The following is a 16,776-nucleotide window of genomic DNA, read 5'->3' on the forward strand; positions in this document are numbered from 1 at the left end:
GGCCCGCCCGAGTTCACGCTCAGCGGCACGGGCGATCCGGCGTCGTGGGCGGATACGTCCTGTCGAGCTGGCACCCAGATCAGGCCGACCGGGTGTAGATGCTGTTCTTCCGGCTGAGAAGCCGGGCGTCGACGAGACCGCGGCGCAGGGCCGCGTGGTCCGGGTGCCGGCGGTTGAGGATCTCGTTGACCTCGGGCTCGGGGTACGCGCGGCCGGTCTCGAAGTCCTGCACGATGTACTCGAGCAGGACCCGGTACTTGTCCGGGAACGTCGGGAAGTGCGTCAACCGCCCGTCGCGGATGAACGACTTCAGCACGTTGTCCCGCGCCGGGTCGGGATCGAGCGGCACCCACTCCGGCCGGCTGTCCCGCACGGCGTCCTTGAACGCGCCCTCGTCGGCCGTGAAGCCGTCCCTGCTCGCCGCGATCAGCCCGCCCTTGGTCAGCCGCTGCAACGCCTTCGCAACGACCGGCGCTGCGAGCCCCGTGCTCCCGGCGACCTGCTCGGGAGTGGAGGCGCCGAGGACGATCGCGGAGTACGTCCGCAACCTCGACGGTTCGGCCAGCAGACCACAGAGCTGATCGGCGTTCATGCTTTCACGCTAGTGCGGCCCGCAACCGGATTTAGGATCGTCGGCATGCAACCTGGCCCGCACAACGCGATCACCGATGTCCCCGGAATCCTGGTCGGCCAGGTCGAGCGCGTCGACCCGCCGTACCTGACCGGTACGACGGTCGTCTACGCCCCCGGGACGGCCGTCGCCGGCGTCGACGTCCGCGGCGGCGCGCCCGGCACCCGCGAGACAGACCTGCTCGCACCGGTGAACTCCAACGACGGGGTGAACGCGGTCGTCCTGACCGGCGGCAGCGCGTACGGGCTCGACACCGCGGGCAGCGTGATGCACCGGCTCGAGGAGCGCGGCGAAGGCGTCCGCGTCGGCCAGGGCGAGTACGACGTGGTGCCGATCGTGCCGGCCGCGGTGATCTTCGACCTCGCCCGCGGCGGCGACTTCAAGGCCCGCCCGGAGCCGTCCTGGGGAGCGGACGCGTTCGACGCCGCCACCGCCGGACCGGTTGCCCTCGGCAACCACGGCGCCGGGGCGGGTGCCCGGGCCCGGTCCCTGAAGGGCGGCGTCGGTTCCGCGAGCGTCCGGCTCGACGACGGCACGACGGTCGGCGCGCTGGTGATCGTGAACGCGGCCGGCTCCACGGTGGATGCCGACGGCAACCTGTACGGCGCCCGCCTCGGTCTCGGCGCCGAGTTCGCTCACCTGCGGACACCGGTCGAGCCGCCGCCGCCCGCCGCGCCCGGGCGCAACCTGATCCCGGGGCCCTCGATGAACACGGTGATCGCGGTCGTGGCGACCGACGTACCGCTGGACAAGGCCGCCGCGCAACGGATGGCGATGATCGCGCACGACGGTCTGGCCCGGGCGATCGACCCGATCCACACGCTGGTCGACGGCGACAGCATCTTCGCGCTGTCGACGGGTGCGGCCGGCGAGCCGCGGCTGGGCGTGACCGATCCGGCCGCGATCGGTCAGCTGGAGACCCTGTTCGCCGCCGGCGCGCGGACCCTGTCGCGGGCAATCGTGCACGCGATGCTCAACGCCGAGTCCGTGCAGACGCCGGCGGGCGCGATCCCGAGCTACCGCGACGCCTACCCGTCGGCGTTTCGGACCGACTGACGTACGACCTGGGTCGTACGCCACACAGCCGAAAGGCGCCGGAAGGCGACGGCAAGACCGGTCCGCGGGCCGACGATCGCCGTCGCCGTTCCCGGAAGGCTCTGCGGTATGAACTTTCAGAGTCCCCAGCCCCAGGTCGTGCTCAGCGGTCACGGCCTGGTCAAGTACTACGGCAGCGTGGTCGGCCTGGCCGGTGTCGACGTCGCCGTACGGTCCGGCGAGGCGCTCGCGGTCATGGGCCCGAGCGGTAACGGCAAGACCACCCTGCTGCATGTGCTCGCCGGCATCCTCACGCCCGACCAGGGCGAGGTGTGGCTGGGCGGCGAACGTGTCGACCAGCTGAACGACGCGGCCCGGACGGTCCTGCGCCGCCGTCGTCTCGGCTTCGTGTTCCAGGACAACCAGTTGCTCGCCGAGCTGCCCGCGGACGAGAACGTCGCCCTTCCGCTCATGGTGGACGGTCTGAGCCGGCATGAGGCGATCGGACGGGCGCGTACGACGCTGGCTCAGGTCGGGCTCGCTGCCGAGGTGGGCCGTCGGCCCGGTGAGCTGTCCGGCGGTCAGGCCCAGCGGGTCGCCATCGCGCGGGCCCTGGTCGGGGAGCCGCAAGTGGTGTTCGCCGACGAGCCGACGGGTGCACTGGACGCCGCCACCGGCTCCCAGGTCATCGACCTGCTCGTCGGGGCGGCCACGTACCGCGGCGCCGCGGTAGTCGTCGTCACCCACGACAACGCGGTTGCCGCTCGCTGCCACCGAGCCCTCCACATTGTCGACGGCCGCGTCAGCGACGGGACCGGCTTCGCTCCGACGGCCGGACCGCTTGGGCCGGGGGTGCGGCCGTGAACCCGATGACTGACCTGGGGCTGCGGTTCGTACGGCGGCCAGGGCCGGGCGGGCGGGCCGCGAACCTCGCCGCGTTCGGGGCGACCGCGGTGGTCGCGCTGCTCGTCACGTTCCTGATCGCCGGATCGCTCGGCTTGTCGCAGCGTTCCGAGCGGATCGGGTGGCGCAGCGGTGACAAGGCCGATCCGGCGACCGCTATCGGAACGATGAAGCTCGACGACGACCAGCGCGTCGACGGCCACCGCCTCACAGTCCTGGAACTGGCCACGCTCAAGCCCAACGAGCTGGCGCCGCCGCCCGGCCTCGACCACACACCCAAGGCCGGAGAGGTCTTCGTGTCCCCGGAGGTCGCGAAGCACTGGTCCAGCCTCAGCAAGGAGTACGGCGTCGACAAGCCGACCGGTGTGATCAGCGACAAGGGACTGTCGTCGCCGGAGGAGTTCATCGTCATCCGCGGCGTCGAAACCATCCCCGCCGACGAGCACCCGCAGTACGTGAGCAGCTGGCACGAGAAGGTCTGGGACAGTCGCATGCTCGGCCTGCTCATCGCAGTGGCGTTCGGCATCACCCTGGTGCTGTTCCCGATCCTCAGCCTCGTCGGACAGGCCGCTGGTGTCGCGGCGAAGCGTCGCGAGCACCGGCTGGCCGCACTGCGTCTCGCCGGCGCCACTCGCACCCAGGTGCTGTGGCTGAGCGCAATAGAACAAGCCGTGCTCGGTCTGGCCGGTGCCGTCGTCGGCCTGGTCGGCTACACGGTCCTGAGTCCGCTGATCGCGCGGATCCCACTCGGCGGCGGCCGTTGGTACGTCGGCGACATCACGGTCCGGTGGTGGACAGTGCTCGTCGTACTCGCCGCCGTACCCGTTCTGTCCGTGATCAGCGCCCTGATCGGGCTCGGGCGCGTCAGCATCACCCCGCTGGGCGTAGTACGCGGCCAGACGCGCAAGGGCCTCAGCGTGCTGCGGCTGGGGCTCCTGGTCATCGGCCCGGTGATCCTGGCGTACTACGGCATGCAGGCGGCCGTTCTGCCGTTGCTGATCGGTGTCGGGTTCGCCGCACTCGCCGTACGCGTCATCGGACCGTGGGCGGTGCAACTGGTCGGCAAGGCAATGGCGAAGGCGGCGAACGGTCCGGTGATGTTGCTGGCCGGCCGGCGATTGGTCGACGACCCGAAGGGCGCCTTCCGGCCCGTGGCCGCACTCGTGCTGTCCGGTTTCGTCACCGGCTTCATCTCGGTGTTCATGCCGCCCGGTAAGGACGACCCGAGCTTCGACGACATGCGGATCGGTGTGGCATTGCTGTTGTCGCTGGTGTTCCTCACCGTGGCCGCCTCGACCGCCGCGGGCGCAGTCGGTACGGCGCTGGACCAGGCGGCTCCCGCACGGGCGTTGCGGCGCTCGGGTGTGCCGCTGTCGGTGATCGAGCGGGCCGCGCGGCTGGCGGCCGTCGTACCGGTCGTGGGGGTCGGTCTGCCCGTCGTCGGGTTCGGCGCGTTGTGCGGGCTGGCGCTGAGCGGCGGAAAGGTGATGACCGACGGGAGTTCCGGTGTGTTGCTGCTGCTCGGACAGGTCGTCGCGGGCCTCGTCCTGGTCACGCTCGCCGGTACGGCCGGTGCACCCGTGCTGCGGAAGGCAAGTGCGAACTGATCGCGGTTGTCCACAGGTGCAGGTGTTGGGTGAAACGCTCCGGGGCGCGGTCGTGCAAGGATGAGGGTATGCGTGACCTGAATGCACCGGAGCTCACCGATGCGTCCGCCGACCTGCGCGCGGCGATCGATCGGTGCGGCTACTACCCCGATGTGGTGACCGACTCGCTCGAGGTGGCGATCGCCGGCGAGCCGATCCGGGCCTACGTGCTGCAGCACGAGCCGACGTTCGACCGCGACGAGGTCCGGCGGCACATCACGATCCTGGCGCTCACCCCGACCCGGCTGATCGTCGGCCACACCGACGAGCACGCGGCCGACGAGCTGATCCGCGCGCCGTATGCGTCGACCTCGACCGAGGCGATCCCGCTGCACCGGGTGAACGCCGTCGTCGTGAACCGCGTCGTGCCGAACCCGGCCGGCTACGCCACCGGCAAGGCCGATCCGGCGGTGGCGGGCAGCGGCGAGGTCGTGCTGACCATCGGCTGGGGCATGGTGAACCGGATCGACCTGGAGCCGGCCGTCTGCGCCGACCCGAACTGCGAGGCCGACCACGGCTACACCGGGTCCGTCGCCGCCGACGACATCTCGTTGCGGATCAGCGCCGCGGCCGACGGCCCGGCGGGAATCCAGCAGGTGCTCGAGTTCGCGAAGGCCCTTTCGTTCGCGACCAGCAGGTAATGCCGTGATCCTGCCGGTTGCCCCGCAGTACGGCGGTGGCGCGCTCGCCGACGTCCTGCCCTCGGTGGCCGGCGCGCTGTCGGTGCCGGGCGAGACGAACCTGCTCGACCTGCCACCCGCCTCACGGTATGCCGTTCTGCTGCTGGACGGCCTCGGCTGGAACCTCCTGAAGCGCTACGGCGACGCCGCGCCGTACTTGTCGTCGCTGATGCCTGCCGGCCGCAGCCTGACCGCCGGTGTGCCGTCGACGACCGCTGTCAGCCTGACGAGCCTCGGCACCGGGCTGCCGCCGGGCGCGCACGGCATCGTCGGCTACACGTCCATCGTCCCGGAGACCGGCGCGCTGCTGAATGCGCTGGCCTGGGACGCCCCGGTGGATCCCCGCCGCTGGCAGCCGCACGGGACGGTCTTCGACCGCGCCGCGGCGGCGGGCGTCGCTACGCGCAACGTGAGCAAGGCGCGGTTCGACAGCTCAGGGCTGACGGCCGCCGCGTTCCGGGGGAGCGCGCACCGCGGGGCCGACACGGTCGAGGACCGCCTGGACGCCACCCGGTTCGCGAGCCGGGAAGGCCAGTCGTCGCTGGTCTACGTGTACGACTCGCAGCTGGACTACATCGGCCACCAGCAGGGCTGCGACTCCTGGCAGTGGCAGAAGGAGCTGACCGCGGCCGACACATTCGCGCAGCAGGTGCGGTCGGCGCTGCCCCGGGACGCCGTGCTGCTCGTCGTCGCCGACCACGGCATGGTCGATGTCGCACCCGAGCACCGCGTCGACCTGGACCTCGAGCCCGCACTGACCGAGGGTGTGTCCCTCGTCGGCGGCGAGTCGCGGTTCCGGCACCTGTACTGCGTGCCCGGCGCCGAGGCCGATGTCCTCGCCGTCTACCGGGAGCGGCTCGGCGAGAAGGCGCTGGTGCTCCCGCGCTCCGAGGCGATCGCGCGCGGCTGGTTCGGTCCGCTCGTCGAGGACCGGGTGACGCCACGACTCGGAGATGTCATCGTGGCGACGCTCGGACCGGTCGCGCTGGTCGCGAGCAAGCGCGCCGCGCAAGAGGCTGGGCTGATCGGCCTGCACGGCTCACTGACCGCGGACGAGATGGAGATCCCGCTCCTCGTCGACGCGGGCTACTAGAAGCTCCAGACGTCCCAGAAGAAGCTCGTGCTGGCGGTCTTCGCTTCGCCGTCGCGGGCGGTGACGGTGACCTTGTAGCGACCGGCGCCAGGGGTCAGCACGCCGGTGATCCAGCCGCGCTCCGGGTCGATCGTCAGGCCGGGCGGCAGGCCGGTCGCCGAGTAGCTGATGTCGCCCGTGCCGCCGGTGCCCTTCATCAGCAGCGGGATCGCCGGGATGCCGCCGACACCGAGCTGCTCGGACGGTTCGGTGATCGAGATCGCGCCCTGCGGCTGGGCCTCCGCGGCGCCGACCGCCTCGGCCGCGTCGACGAGGCCCTCACCGTAGTACGAGTTGTTGCCCGCGGACCCGGTGCACTCACCGGAGGCAGCCGGCGGGCAGGCCAGGTCGTTGGCCTGCTGGGCGAGCCGGGCGCGGACCTGGGCCGGCGACAGCTTCGGGTCGGCGCTGCGGATCAGGGCCGCGACGCCCGCGACGTGCGGCGACGCCATCGACGTACCCTCGAGGATCTTGTAGCCGCCGCCGGGCACCGTCGAGTACACGGCCTGGCCCGGGGCGGCGAGGTTGATCTTGTTGTCGCCGAAGTTCGAGAACGGCGACTTCGCGCTGGTCGGGTCGACCGACGCGACCACGGTCACGTTCGGCAGCTCGGTCGGCAGGCTGATGCAGTCGTTGGTGACCTCGCGGTCGGTCGCGGTGGAGTCGTCGGGGCTGGACACGTCGTCGGTCTTGTTCGCGAGGTCGTAGTCCTCGTTGCCGGCCGCGGCGACGTTCACGACGCCCTTGCTGTCGGAGTACGCGACGGAGCGGCGGACCGCCTCCGCGATCGCGTCCTGGTCCTTGTCGTTCGGGCAGTTGAACAGCCACGGGTCGACGTAGTAGCTGTTGTTGGTCACCGACACGCCCTTGTCGGCGGCGAACATGAACGCGCACACCGTGTTCTCCGGGAAGAACAACTGGCTGCCGGCCTCGGCCACCCGGATCGAGGACACCTTCACACCGGGCGCGACCCCGATCATGCCGATCCCGTTCTTCGCACCGGCGATCGTGCCGGCCACGTGCGTCCCGTGCTCGCCGACCGGCCGCCACGAGCCGGGCCGGGTGTCGACCTTGCCGTACGCGCACGACGCCGACCGGGTCGCGTCGAAGTTCGGCTTCAGGTCCGGGTGCAGGTCGTCGACGCCGGTGTCGAGCACGCCGACGGTGATGTTCTTCGAGCCGGGGTTCTTCGCCCAGGCGCGGTCCGCCCCGATCTGGGTCATGTCGGAGCGGTCGGTCTCGGCCTGCGTCGTCTGGGTCTCCGGGACCGCCTGCGGGATCGCCGGGTTCGCGACGTCCGCGGGCAGGTCCGACGTCCGGGTGGCGCCGGCCTTCTCGACACCGTCGACACCGCGCAGCTGGTCCGCGAAACCGGCCGTCGCCGAGTGCGCGACGATCACGCCGATCGCGTCGTACGTCGCGTAGACCGTGCCGCCGTTCTGCGTGATCGCGCCGGTGACCTTGCCGGTCTGCCCGGGGGCGGTGATCACGAAGTACGCCCGCAGACCCGCCTCGGACCGGACCGGCGCGGCACCGGCCGGAAGCATGGCGGAGGCGACCGTCAGGACGGCCGCGAGGACGACGAGCAGAGCTTTGCGCACGATCCATTCAAGCTGAACCGGGGCTCAGAACCCAAGCCACCCCTCCGACACACCCCGGGGTGCGGTGCGGACCTCTGACTTGGCAGGATGTTCGCCCGTGGCGGAGCTCCTGTATTTCACCGGGACGATGGACTGTGGGAAATCGACCCTGGCACTCCAGATGGATCACAACCACAAGGCACGCGGGAGGCTCGGCAGGATCTTCACCAGCCACGACCGGGCGGGGGAGTCGGTGCTCTCGTCGCGGCTCGGGCTGTCCGCGGACGCGGTCGAGGTGCGGACCGAGTTCGACTTCTGGGACTACGTCGTCGGCGAGCTGACCCGCGGCGGCCGGATCGACTACGTGGTGTGCGACGAGGCGCAGTTCTACAGCCGGCTGCAGATCGAGCAGCTCGCGCGGCTGGTCGACGAGCTGCAGATCGACGTGTTCTGCTTCGGCATCCTGACCGACTTCCGGGCGTCGCTGTTCCCGGGGTCGGCGCGGCTCGTCGAGCTCGCCGACCGGATGGAACTGCTCCAGGTCGAGGCGCTGTGCTGGTGCGGTGAACGGGCCACGCACAACGCCCGTACGATCGGTGGAGAGATGGTGACCGAGGGCGAGCAGCTGGTGGTGGGCGACATCGAGACACGGGACCACGAGGTCGCGTACGAGGTGCTCTGCCGCCGGCACCACCGCCGCCGCCTCACCCAGGCCCGCGCCCGAGCCACCCTGTCACCCGAAGTCCTGCCGTTCGGAGGAGCTGCCTCATGAGCCCATTGATCACAGTGGACGAGCTGCGCGCGCTGGAGACCGCTCCGGTGCTCGTCGACGTGACGTGGAACCTGGCCGGTCCGCCCGGCAAGGAGGCGTACGACGCCGGTCACCTGCCCGGCGCGTACTTCGTCGACCTCGACACCGAGCTCGCCGCCCCGCCCGGCCCCGGCCGTCACCCGTTGCCCACCGCAACCACCGTGACAGCCACCTTCGCCCGCCTCGGCATCACCTCTGCCGACACCCCCGTCGTCGTCTACGACGCGAACAACGCCATGTCGGCCGCCCGCGCCTGGTGGACCTTCCGCTACTTCGGCCTCACCAACGTCCGAGTCCTCGACGGCGGCCGCGCCGCCTGGCAATCCGCCGGCGAACACCTGACAACCGAGGTCCCGTCAGGAGGTGTGCCAGGTGGGTTCGTGGCGACTCCTGGGCATATTCCTGTTCTGGATGCCGAAGGGGCCGCCGCGGTGGCCGCGAAGGGGATTCTGCTGGATGCGCGGGCTCCGGAGCGGTTTGCGGGGGAGGTGGAGCCGATGGATCCGGTGGCCGGGCACATCCCGGGGGCGGTGAACGCGCCGACCGGCGCCAACGTCACCGAGAGCGGGCACTTCCGGACGCCCGCCGAGCTCCGCGAGCGGTTCACCGCGCTGGGCGTCACGGAAGGCGCCGACGTGGCCGTCTACTGCGGCTCCGGTGTCACCGCCGCCCACGAAGCCCTCGCACTGGAATCCGCCGGCATCCCAGCCACCGTCTACATCGGCAGCTGGTCCGAGTGGATCACCGACCCCACCCGCCCGGTAGCGACCGGCAAGGACTGATCACCAGGCGATCGGCCCCAGCCGGTCCTCGAAGGTTCCGGTCGGGCCGTCCGGGCCGATCGTCGCCAGCCGGATGATCGAGTCGGTGCCTTCGGTGACGGTCAGCTGACCCTTGTGCTGGTTCATGTCCGTGGCGGCGAACGTCTGCTTCTCGACCTCGCCCGGGGTGATGGCGTTGAACTTGATGCCCGGCAGCGCCTGCGCGTACCGGACGGTGAGCATGTTCAGCGCCGCCTTGGACGAGCTGTAGGCGAGCTCGTGCATCTTCGAGACCGGCTGCTCCGGGTCCTGTACGACGCTGAAGGCGCCGCCCGCGCTGGACACCATCACCACCCGCGGGTTGTCCGCCGCTTCGAGCAACGGCAGGAACGCCCGCGTCACCCGCACCGGTCCGTAGACGTTCGCGTCGTACACCGCGTGGAGCTCGTCGGCGGAAGCCTGGGACGGGTGGGTCACCTGTCCGGGTGCGCCGGCGTTGTTGACCAGTACGTCGAGGCGCTTGGTGTGCCGCCGTACGGCGTCCAGCGCGCCGGCCACCGAGGTGTCGGAGGTGACGTCGAGCTGGACGAAGACGACGTCGATGCCGTCAGCGGCAAGCTTCCCTGCGGCCTCTCGCCCTCGGTGCTCGTCGCGTGCGCCGAGGAAGACCTTCCATCCCATCTCGCCGAGCCGGCGAGCCGTTTCGTAACCCAGTCCTTTGTTCGCGCCGGTGATGAGCGCTGTCGTGTTCGTCATGCCCAAGAGATGCCGGCGCGCTGCCCCGTGTGACCGTGAGCTGCACCACGCCTTTCGGCGCCCGATTCAAGGGTTGACTTCGGATCGGACCTGCGGGAGGGTGAGCCAGAAATCGATTTCCCATCTACCGCCCCGTTGGGAGTTCTGATGATGAAGCGATCCACGTTCCTCCGCGGCGCGCTCGGCGCCGGCGTGCTGGCCGCCGTACCGGGCCGCGCCTTCGCAGGCAGCCAGGCCGTGCTCACGAACAAGGTCGCCGATCTGACCGGGCCCGGCCTAACTGATCGGTTCCGGATGGCGGCCACGGATCTCGGGATCCCGGCGCGGACGCCGGACGGGCGTCTGCTGTTCATGTTCGGCGACACGTTCGAGGAGGCGCGGGTCGGCGGCGGTTGGTGGCGATCGCCCGTCGCGCTCTGGTCGACGACCTCGAACCTCAGCACCGGTGTGAAGTGGTCGGGCGCGGTGGGCGGGGACGCCGCGCAGCAGTTGTGGGACTACCCGCACGACAACCCGACGTTCTCGACCGTGCTGCCGTCGGACGTGATCACGATCGGCGGGTCGATGTACCTGCACGCGATGGTCAACAAGGGGCTCGGCAACGTGGTCTGGACCGAGATCTGGCGGTCGGACAACTCCGGCGCGAGCTGGTACCACACCGGTGCGAAGTTCGATCCGAACATCGACGGCGGGATGTTCCAGCTGCTGACCTGGGGTCTCGGGAACGACGGGTACGTGTACGTCTACTCGACCGGTTTCCAGCGCAACAAGCCGATCATCCTGAAGCGCGTCCGCCAGGAGCAGATCGCGAACCCGGCGGCGTACGAGCCGTGGGGTTACCGCGACGGCGTCTGGGCGTGGGGCAACCCCGCGACGCCGATCCTGACCGGGAGCTTCGGCGAGATGAGCCTGCGTCCGCTCGGCGGCAAATGGGTGCTGACCTGGTTCAACGCGGGCGACTACCGGATCGACGGCATGATCATGGACACGCCGACGTCCAACCTCTACACGGCGTACCGGCAGACCCTGATCTACGGCGGCGCCTGGGGTTCCGAGGACGGCAACCACGTCGCCCAGCTGTACGGCGGGTACGTCATCCCCGGATCCACGCTCTCGGACATGCACCTGTCCGTCAGCCAGTGGAACACGGCGAACGGCTGGCCCTACCGAGTCATGCAGTTCCGCGTCCGCGGCTTCGGCTGAAGCTCGAGGACCATGGTGTCCGAGGTGCCGACCACACCGGTCTTGCGGAAGCCGAGGGACTCGTAGAGGCCGCGGGCCGGGTTGTCCGGATCGACGCTGAGTGAGAGGCGCTTGTACGACGCTGCGCGCGCCTGCGTGATCAGCTCGGCGAGGACTGCTCGCGCGACACCGCGCCGGCGAAATGCGGGGGAGACGCCCAGAGTGAGCTCGGGTACGTCGTCGCCGACGTATCCGTAGCCGGGGCGGTCCGCGGTGAGCTGACGGGCCCAAGTGGCACCCGCGGGGGAGCCGTCGAGCTCCGCGATCACGCCGAAGTCGCTCTCGCGCGGCCAGCCGTCGAGGTACCGCCACGCGTGGTCGTCGGCCCGCGCCTTCTCCTCGTCGTACCAGGGCGTCCCGTCCCAGTTGCACGCCTCGAGCAACATCTCGAGCAGGAACGGAAGGTCGGCAGCGGTCGCCGGTCGCAGCTTCATGCGCCCATCCTTCCCGCCGGCTGCATCGACCTGCATCCGATTTACTGCGCCCCGGCGACCCCGATCAGGTTGCCCTCGGGGTCGGTGAACTGCCCGACCACCAGCTTCCCGGGTACGCCCTCCGGCCCGAACACCCGCTGTCCACCAAGCTCTTCGGCCCGTCCCAGCGCCGCCTCGACGTCATCCACCCCGACGTAGAACAGCACCTTCGCCCGGAGCGACGCCCCGCCTCCCACACCTCCGTTGAGCCCGGCGACCCCGGCGTCGACGAACCCGTACCGGCCCGGCTCCGACACCTTTCCGGACACGGTGTCGCCGAGCTCGAAGCTCCACCCGAAGAGGCCGCGGTAATACGCCTGCAGCCGGGCGGGATCGGTACCGGTGATCTCGAAGTGCACGATCTGGTTGGCCATGTCTGGCTCCTTTCGTCCCTGGTACGTCGGTGTCCGGGCCGGCGGCTCGACATGTTGCGAAAGCGTTGTGGCAAAAGCCGGGCGTCAGGTCTTGAGTTAGTAACACGCTTGGTTTAACTTACTCGGGACCTGGCCGGTGTGTGGCTCAGAGCACATCGGCGGCATCCGGAAACCTGAGGAGTTCCGATGACGAGAGTGAGCAGGTGGGGCCGGTACGGGACAGCCCTGGGGGTGGCCGGGCTGCTGCTCGCGGCGGCCGGCTGCGCGAAGGCGACGGACCCGTCGTCCGGCGGCGCTGCAGCGGCCGGCGGCGAGATCGACGAGAAGGCGCCGGTCACCATCACGATCGGCGACCGCCCGACCCCTGACAAGCCGAACGACATCAAGGCGTTCGAGCAGAAGATCAAGGACTTCACGGCGAAGTACCCGAACATCACGGTGAAGTCGACCGAGACCAAGTGGGAGGCGCAGACCTTCCAGGCCCAGGTGGCCGGCGGGACGCTGCCGACGGTGATGAACATCAGCTTCACCGAGCCGGCCAACATGATCCCGAACAAGCAGCTCCCGGACATCACCGACGAGCTGAAGCTGGTCGACCTGACCAAGGACCTGAATCCGAACGTGCTGAAGATCGTCCAGGACGCGAACGGGCGGATCTACGGCGTCCCGATCGACGTGTTCTCGGTCGGCCTGGCCTACAACCGGGCGCTGTTCACGCAGGCCGGTCTGGACCCGGACAAGCCGCCGACGACCTGGGACGAGGTCCGGCAGTACGCCAAGCAGATCGCCGAGAAGACCGGCAAGGCCGGCTACGCGCAGCTGACCACGAACAACACCGGCGGCTGGATGCTGACCACGATGACGTACAGCATGGGCGGCACCGTCGAGAGCCAGGACGGGAAGAAGAGCACGTTCAACGACGCGCCGACCAAGAAGGCGCTGCAGTTGCTCAAGGACATGCGCTGGACCGACAACTCGATGGGCAGCAACTTCCTCTACAACCAGGAGGAGATCCGGCAGGACTTCGCCGCCGGGAAGATCGGCATGGTCCTGCAGGCGCCGGACGCATACGACATGAGCGTCAAGAACTTCGGCATGAAGCCCGCCGATTTCGGCGAGGGCGCATTGCCGCAGGACGGCGGCCCGCACGGCACGCTGACCGGCGGCTCGCTGAAGATGATCAGCCCGAAGGCGACCAAGAACGAGGTCGTCGCGGCGCTGAAGTGGATCAAGTTCGACCAGTTCGACAAGTACACGACCGAGGCGCTCGCCGTGCAGGACGCGAAGACCACGATCGCGGACAAGGGCTTCGTCGGGCGACCGGGCATCACGCCGCTGAGCCAGGAGACGTACGACCAGTACAACAAGTGGCGCGAGCCGTACGTGAACGTCCCGGTCAAGCAGTTCCAGGGCTACATCGACTCGACCACGAGCCTGAAGCTGCTGCCCGAGCCGTCGAACAAGGGCCAGGAGGTCTACTCGCTGCTCGATCCGGTCGTCCAGCAGGTGCTGACGAAGAAGGACGCGGACATCGACAAGCTGGTGAGCGACGCCGCCTCGAAGATCGACGCCCGCCTCGCGCGGTAGCCCCATGTTCCAGCAAAGAACGCAGAAGTCCGGCCGGAGTGTTGCCACCTGGTACCGCTCCGGCGGGCTCAGCGCCGTGCTGTTCGCCGTGCCCCTGGTGCTGATCTTCCTGTACTTCTCCTGGGGCCCGATCGTCCGCGGCCTGGTGCTCAGCTTCCAGAAGAACAATCTCGTCCAGGCGCCGGAGTGGGTCGGGATGGCGAACTTCAGCTACGTGCTGACCGACCCGCAGCTTCCGCAGGCCGCGCTCAACACGCTGTACTTCGCCTTCCTGGCACTGGTCTTCGGTTTCCCGGTGCCCTTGTTCCTGGCCGTGTTCATCAGCGAGTTGCGCCGCACCGGCTGGCTCTACAACGTGCTGTCGTACCTGCCGGCCGTCGTACCGCCGGTGGCCGCGATCCTGCTGTGGAAGTTCTTCTACGACCCGAGTACGACGGGCGTGTTCAATTCGATCCTCGGCTGGTTCGGGATCGGGCCGTTCGGCTGGCTGAACTCGCAGTCGCTGGCGATGCCCGCGATCGTGCTCGAGGCGACCTGGGCCGGCGCCGGCGCGACCTCGATCATCTACCTGGCGGCGCTGACCGGCGTCCGTACGGAGCTGTACGAGGCGGCCGAGCTGGACGGGTCCGGGATCTGGAGCCGGGTCTGGCACGTCACGCTGCCGCAGATCCGCGGAATCATCCTGATCATGATGCTGCTGCAGCTGATCGGCACGTTCCAGGTGTTCACCGAGCCGTTCCTGTTCACCGGCGGCGGCCCGAACAACGCCACCCTGTCGATCCTGCTGCTGATCTACCGGTACGCGTTCATCAACGGCGACTTCGGCGCCGCGACCGCGCTCAGCGTGCTGCTCGCCGGGGTGCTGTGCGTGCTGTCGGTCGTCTACCACTTCGTCACCCGCCGCTGGAGTACGACATGACCCGTGACAATTCCGCGGAACGTGGAATCATCTCCTTCGCCGACCGGAAAGTTTCGGCGGTCCGCTACGGGTTGCCGGCGATCCAGGTGCTGCTGTTCATTGGCGTGGTGATCGCCGGTGTCGGACCTCTGCTGTGGCTGCTGAAGTCCGGTGTCTCGACGAGCCAGGACATCGTGCGCGGCCCGATGCAGCTGTGGCCGTCGGGCATCCAGTTGCAGAACATCCCCGACGCCTGGAACCGCGTGCAGATCGGCGCGTACCTGGGCAACACCGCGTTCATCGCGATCGGCTCGATGATCTCGACGCTGTTCGTGTGTACGACGGGCGCCTTCGTGCTGAGCATCCTGCGGCCGAAGTGGGGACCGATCATCACCGGCGCGGTGCTGGCGACGCTGTTCCTGCCCGGTGTCATCTCGCTGGTGCCGCTCTACATGACGGTGCTGAAGCTGCCGCTGCTCGGGATCAGCCTGCAGAACACCTTCTGGGCGGTCTGGTTGCCGTCGGCGGCCGGCGCGTTCAACGTGCTGGTGATGAAGCGGTACTTCGACTCGATCCCGCGCGAGCTGATCGAGGCCGCCCGGATCGACGGCGCGAGCAACCTGCGGCTGTTCACGGCACTGATCCTGCCGCTGTCGAAGCCGATCGTCGGAGTGGTCGCCCTGCTCACCGTCATCGGCTCGTGGAAGGATTACCTCTGGCCGCTGCTGGTGCTGCCGGATCCACGGCTGCAACCGATCTCGGTGGCGCTGCCGCGGGTGCAGAAAACCACAGAGATCTCGCTGCAGATGAGCGCCCTGTTCCTCGCAGTGCTGATCCCCGTGGTGCTGTTCTTGTTGTTCCAGAAACAATTCCTGCGCGGGGTGGGAATGGCCGGAGGAATCAAGGATTGACGTCCTCCTCGTCTGTACTGACGGGGATTCCAACTACTACGGAGAGGTAGCGAGTTGAGGTTCACGCTTCAGCGAGACCCGCGCGGGAGTCTCTCTGCGTGCGCTGACGGCCCGTCCGGCCGCGATGTTGACTGCCGCGTTCACATCGGCGTGAGCCCGGTGTCCGCAGGCGACGCACCGGAACACCGCTTGGCTCTCGCGGCTTTCCGGTGCGCAGTGCCCGCAGTCGCTGCAGGTCTGCGATGTGAATGCAGGGTTGACTTTCTCGACTCGCCCCGCGGCCTTGTGCGTGAGCCGTCGTACAACGGCGCCCCACGCGTTGGTGAGGATACCGCGGTTGAGTGCTGCTTTGGCGCGGCGCCGGTTCGGCAGGAACTCCCGGGGCCGCTCGGGATCGGGTTTCGGATAGGGGCGCCTGGTCATCTGTGGGATCTGAAGACCTTCGACGCGGATGGTGTCGAACCGTCGCGCGAGGCTGGTGCTGACCTTCTCGATCCAATCCTTGCGCCGGTCCCGAGCGCGCGCAGCAAGCCTGGCGATCGAGGCCCTGGCCCGCTCGCGCCGTTTGGAACCACGTCGGCTGCGGGACATCCGGCGTTGCAGCAGATTCAGCCGGGCCTCCTCGCCCTCCGAGAGACCAGGACAGTACAAGAGCTCACCGGTGGAAAGGGCAGCAGATACGACCACGCCGCGGTCGACGCCGACAACCTCGCCGGTGCCCGGTGCAGCTATCGGCTCGGGAACAACAGCGAACGCGATATGCCAGCGGCCTGCGGGATCGAGGTTGATGCGGTACGACTTCGCGGTCGGCACGGCGCGGGACAGCCGGAACCGGACCCAGCCGACCTTCGGCACCAGCACGCGCCCCCATTTCCGGCTGACCCTGACCACCCGGGTTGCCTGACCACCGACGATCCGGAATCCTTCGCGTCTCCCGGCTTTGCGCCAGGTCGGTCGTCTGTGGGTCCCGGCAGAGAAGTTCTTGATGGCTCGATCAAGGTCGCGCAGCGCCTGCTGTTGCACGGTTTGCGAACCCGACCGGAGCCAGTCGGACGCGGCCCGCGCGCTGGTCAGTTGTCGGCACTGCTCAGCAAAGCTCGGCGTCGGGCCCTTGTCCCTGCGCCACATCGACCACTGCTCGAGCGCCAGATTCCACACGTACCGCGCATGCCCGCACTGCTCGCGCAAGGCAACTTGCTGTGCAAGCGTCGGGTACATCCGAAACCGGCTCATGACAGAAAGCCAAGCACGAGGGACGGACAGTTTCTGATCTCGGATCGGAGTACCCGTGGATGATCTCCGGCCTGGCCAGCAGAGCCAACGCATCACTCCTTCATCCACCTCCGAACTGAACGG

17 protein-coding genes are annotated in these 16,776 nt (G+C 69.0%); 11 read left to right on the forward strand and 6 right to left on the reverse strand.

Annotated features, from left to right (window positions below; genetic code table 11):
- Nucleotides 1-79: 79 nt before the first annotated feature.
- Nucleotides 80-592: a DUF2087 domain-containing protein gene (locus AB0L64_RS31150; protein ID WP_363715876.1), complete on the reverse strand. Its 513-nt coding sequence runs from the start codon at nt 590-592 to the stop codon at nt 80-82.
- Nucleotides 593-637: 45 nt separating this feature from the next.
- On the opposite strand from AB0L64_RS31150, the gene AB0L64_RS31155 reads away from it, so the two are divergent.
- The 5 genes from AB0L64_RS31155 (at nt 638) to AB0L64_RS31175 (ending at nt 5,988) form a co-directional block, all read left to right on the forward strand.
- A complete protein-coding gene (locus tag AB0L64_RS31155; protein WP_363715878.1) occupies nt 638-1,687 on the forward strand; it encodes a P1 family peptidase in 1,050 nt (349 codons plus the stop codon).
- A gap of 108 nt (nt 1,688-1,795) precedes the next feature.
- The gene (locus AB0L64_RS31160) at nt 1,796-2,530 is read left to right on the forward strand and encodes an ABC transporter ATP-binding protein (protein WP_363715880.1); all 735 of its coding nucleotides are present in this window, start codon (nt 1,796-1,798) and stop codon (nt 2,528-2,530) included.
- A 5-nt stretch (nt 2,531-2,535) separates the two neighbouring features.
- Nucleotides 2,536-4,176: an FtsX-like permease family protein gene (locus tag AB0L64_RS31165; protein ID WP_363715882.1), complete on the forward strand. Its 1,641-nt coding sequence runs from the start codon at nt 2,536-2,538 to the stop codon at nt 4,174-4,176.
- A 68-nt stretch (nt 4,177-4,244) separates the two neighbouring features.
- Nucleotides 4,245-4,856, forward strand: coding sequence for a DUF5998 family protein (locus tag AB0L64_RS31170; protein WP_355700596.1), 612 nt, complete (start codon nt 4,245-4,247; stop codon nt 4,854-4,856).
- Nucleotides 4,857-4,860: 4 nt separating this feature from the next.
- Nucleotides 4,861-5,988, forward strand: a complete 1,128-nt coding sequence (locus tag AB0L64_RS31175; RefSeq protein ID WP_363715884.1) for a nucleotide pyrophosphatase/phosphodiesterase family protein — start codon at nt 4,861-4,863, stop codon at nt 5,986-5,988.
- On the opposite strand, the gene AB0L64_RS31180 is transcribed toward AB0L64_RS31175, so the two are convergent.
- Entirely contained in the window at nt 5,985-7,628 is a 1,644-nt protein-coding gene (locus AB0L64_RS31180) for a S8 family serine peptidase (protein WP_363715886.1), read from the reverse strand. The genes AB0L64_RS31175 and AB0L64_RS31180 overlap by 4 nt on opposite strands.
- Before the next feature lie 97 nt (nt 7,629-7,725).
- Here AB0L64_RS31180 and AB0L64_RS31185 point away from each other — a divergent pair, with 97 nt between their 5' ends.
- Both AB0L64_RS31185 and AB0L64_RS31190 read left to right on the forward strand, forming a co-directional pair.
- Nucleotides 7,726-8,379, forward strand: coding sequence for a thymidine kinase (locus tag AB0L64_RS31185; RefSeq protein WP_363715888.1), 654 nt, complete (start codon nt 7,726-7,728; stop codon nt 8,377-8,379).
- Complete coding sequence (locus AB0L64_RS31190) at nt 8,376-9,200, forward strand: sulfurtransferase (RefSeq protein WP_363715890.1); 825 nt, start codon at nt 8,376-8,378, stop codon at nt 9,198-9,200. Before AB0L64_RS31185 ends, AB0L64_RS31190 begins: the two co-directional genes overlap by 4 nt.
- Here AB0L64_RS31190 and AB0L64_RS31195 read toward each other — a convergent pair whose 3' ends face one another.
- Nucleotides 9,201-9,935 (reverse strand): SDR family oxidoreductase, encoded by a 735-nt coding sequence (locus AB0L64_RS31195; protein WP_363715892.1) that lies wholly within the window; start codon nt 9,933-9,935, stop codon nt 9,201-9,203. It lies immediately after the preceding gene.
- 147 nt (nt 9,936-10,082) lie between these two features.
- Here AB0L64_RS31195 and AB0L64_RS31200 point away from each other — a divergent pair, with 147 nt between their 5' ends.
- Entirely contained in the window at nt 10,083-11,138 is a 1,056-nt protein-coding gene (locus AB0L64_RS31200) for a DUF4185 domain-containing protein (RefSeq protein WP_363715893.1), read from the forward strand.
- Here the strand turns inward: AB0L64_RS31200 and AB0L64_RS31205 are convergent.
- Both AB0L64_RS31205 and AB0L64_RS31210 read right to left on the reverse strand, forming a co-directional pair.
- Nucleotides 11,099-11,611 carry a GNAT family N-acetyltransferase gene (locus tag AB0L64_RS31205; protein ID WP_363715895.1) on the reverse strand — a complete coding sequence of 171 codons (513 nt, stop codon included), beginning with the start codon at nt 11,609-11,611 and terminating at the stop codon, nt 11,099-11,101. The genes AB0L64_RS31200 and AB0L64_RS31205 overlap by 40 nt on opposite strands.
- A 41-nt stretch (nt 11,612-11,652) precedes the next feature.
- Entirely contained in the window at nt 11,653-12,024 is a 372-nt protein-coding gene (locus tag AB0L64_RS31210) for a VOC family protein (protein WP_363715897.1), read from the reverse strand.
- A gap of 186 nt (nt 12,025-12,210) precedes the next feature.
- On the opposite strand from AB0L64_RS31210, the gene AB0L64_RS31215 reads away from it, so the two are divergent.
- Genes AB0L64_RS31215 through AB0L64_RS31225 form a run of 3 tightly spaced genes read left to right on the forward strand, consistent with a single transcriptional unit; the run spans nt 12,211 to nt 15,420 of the window.
- A complete protein-coding gene (locus AB0L64_RS31215) occupies nt 12,211-13,611 on the forward strand; it encodes an extracellular solute-binding protein (RefSeq protein WP_363715899.1) in 1,401 nt (466 codons plus the stop codon).
- 4 nt (nt 13,612-13,615) lie between these two features.
- The gene (locus AB0L64_RS31220) at nt 13,616-14,530 is read left to right on the forward strand and encodes a sugar ABC transporter permease (RefSeq protein ID WP_363715901.1); all 915 of its coding nucleotides are present in this window, start codon (nt 13,616-13,618) and stop codon (nt 14,528-14,530) included.
- Nucleotides 14,527-15,420, forward strand: coding sequence for a carbohydrate ABC transporter permease (locus AB0L64_RS31225; RefSeq protein WP_363715903.1), 894 nt, complete (start codon nt 14,527-14,529; stop codon nt 15,418-15,420). The genes AB0L64_RS31220 and AB0L64_RS31225 overlap by 4 nt, the downstream gene beginning before the upstream one ends.
- A gap of 36 nt (nt 15,421-15,456) precedes the next feature.
- Here the strand turns inward: AB0L64_RS31225 and AB0L64_RS31230 are convergent, their stop codons facing one another.
- On the reverse strand, nt 15,457-16,653 hold the full coding sequence (locus AB0L64_RS31230; RefSeq protein WP_363715905.1) for a transposase: 1,197 nt from the start codon (nt 16,651-16,653) through the stop codon (nt 15,457-15,459).
- Between the last annotated feature and the right edge of the window lie 123 nt (nt 16,654-16,776).

Source organism: Kribbella sp. NPDC051936 (assembly GCF_040680955.1).
Taxonomy (GTDB): Bacteria; Actinomycetota; Actinomycetes; order Propionibacteriales; family Kribbellaceae; genus Kribbella.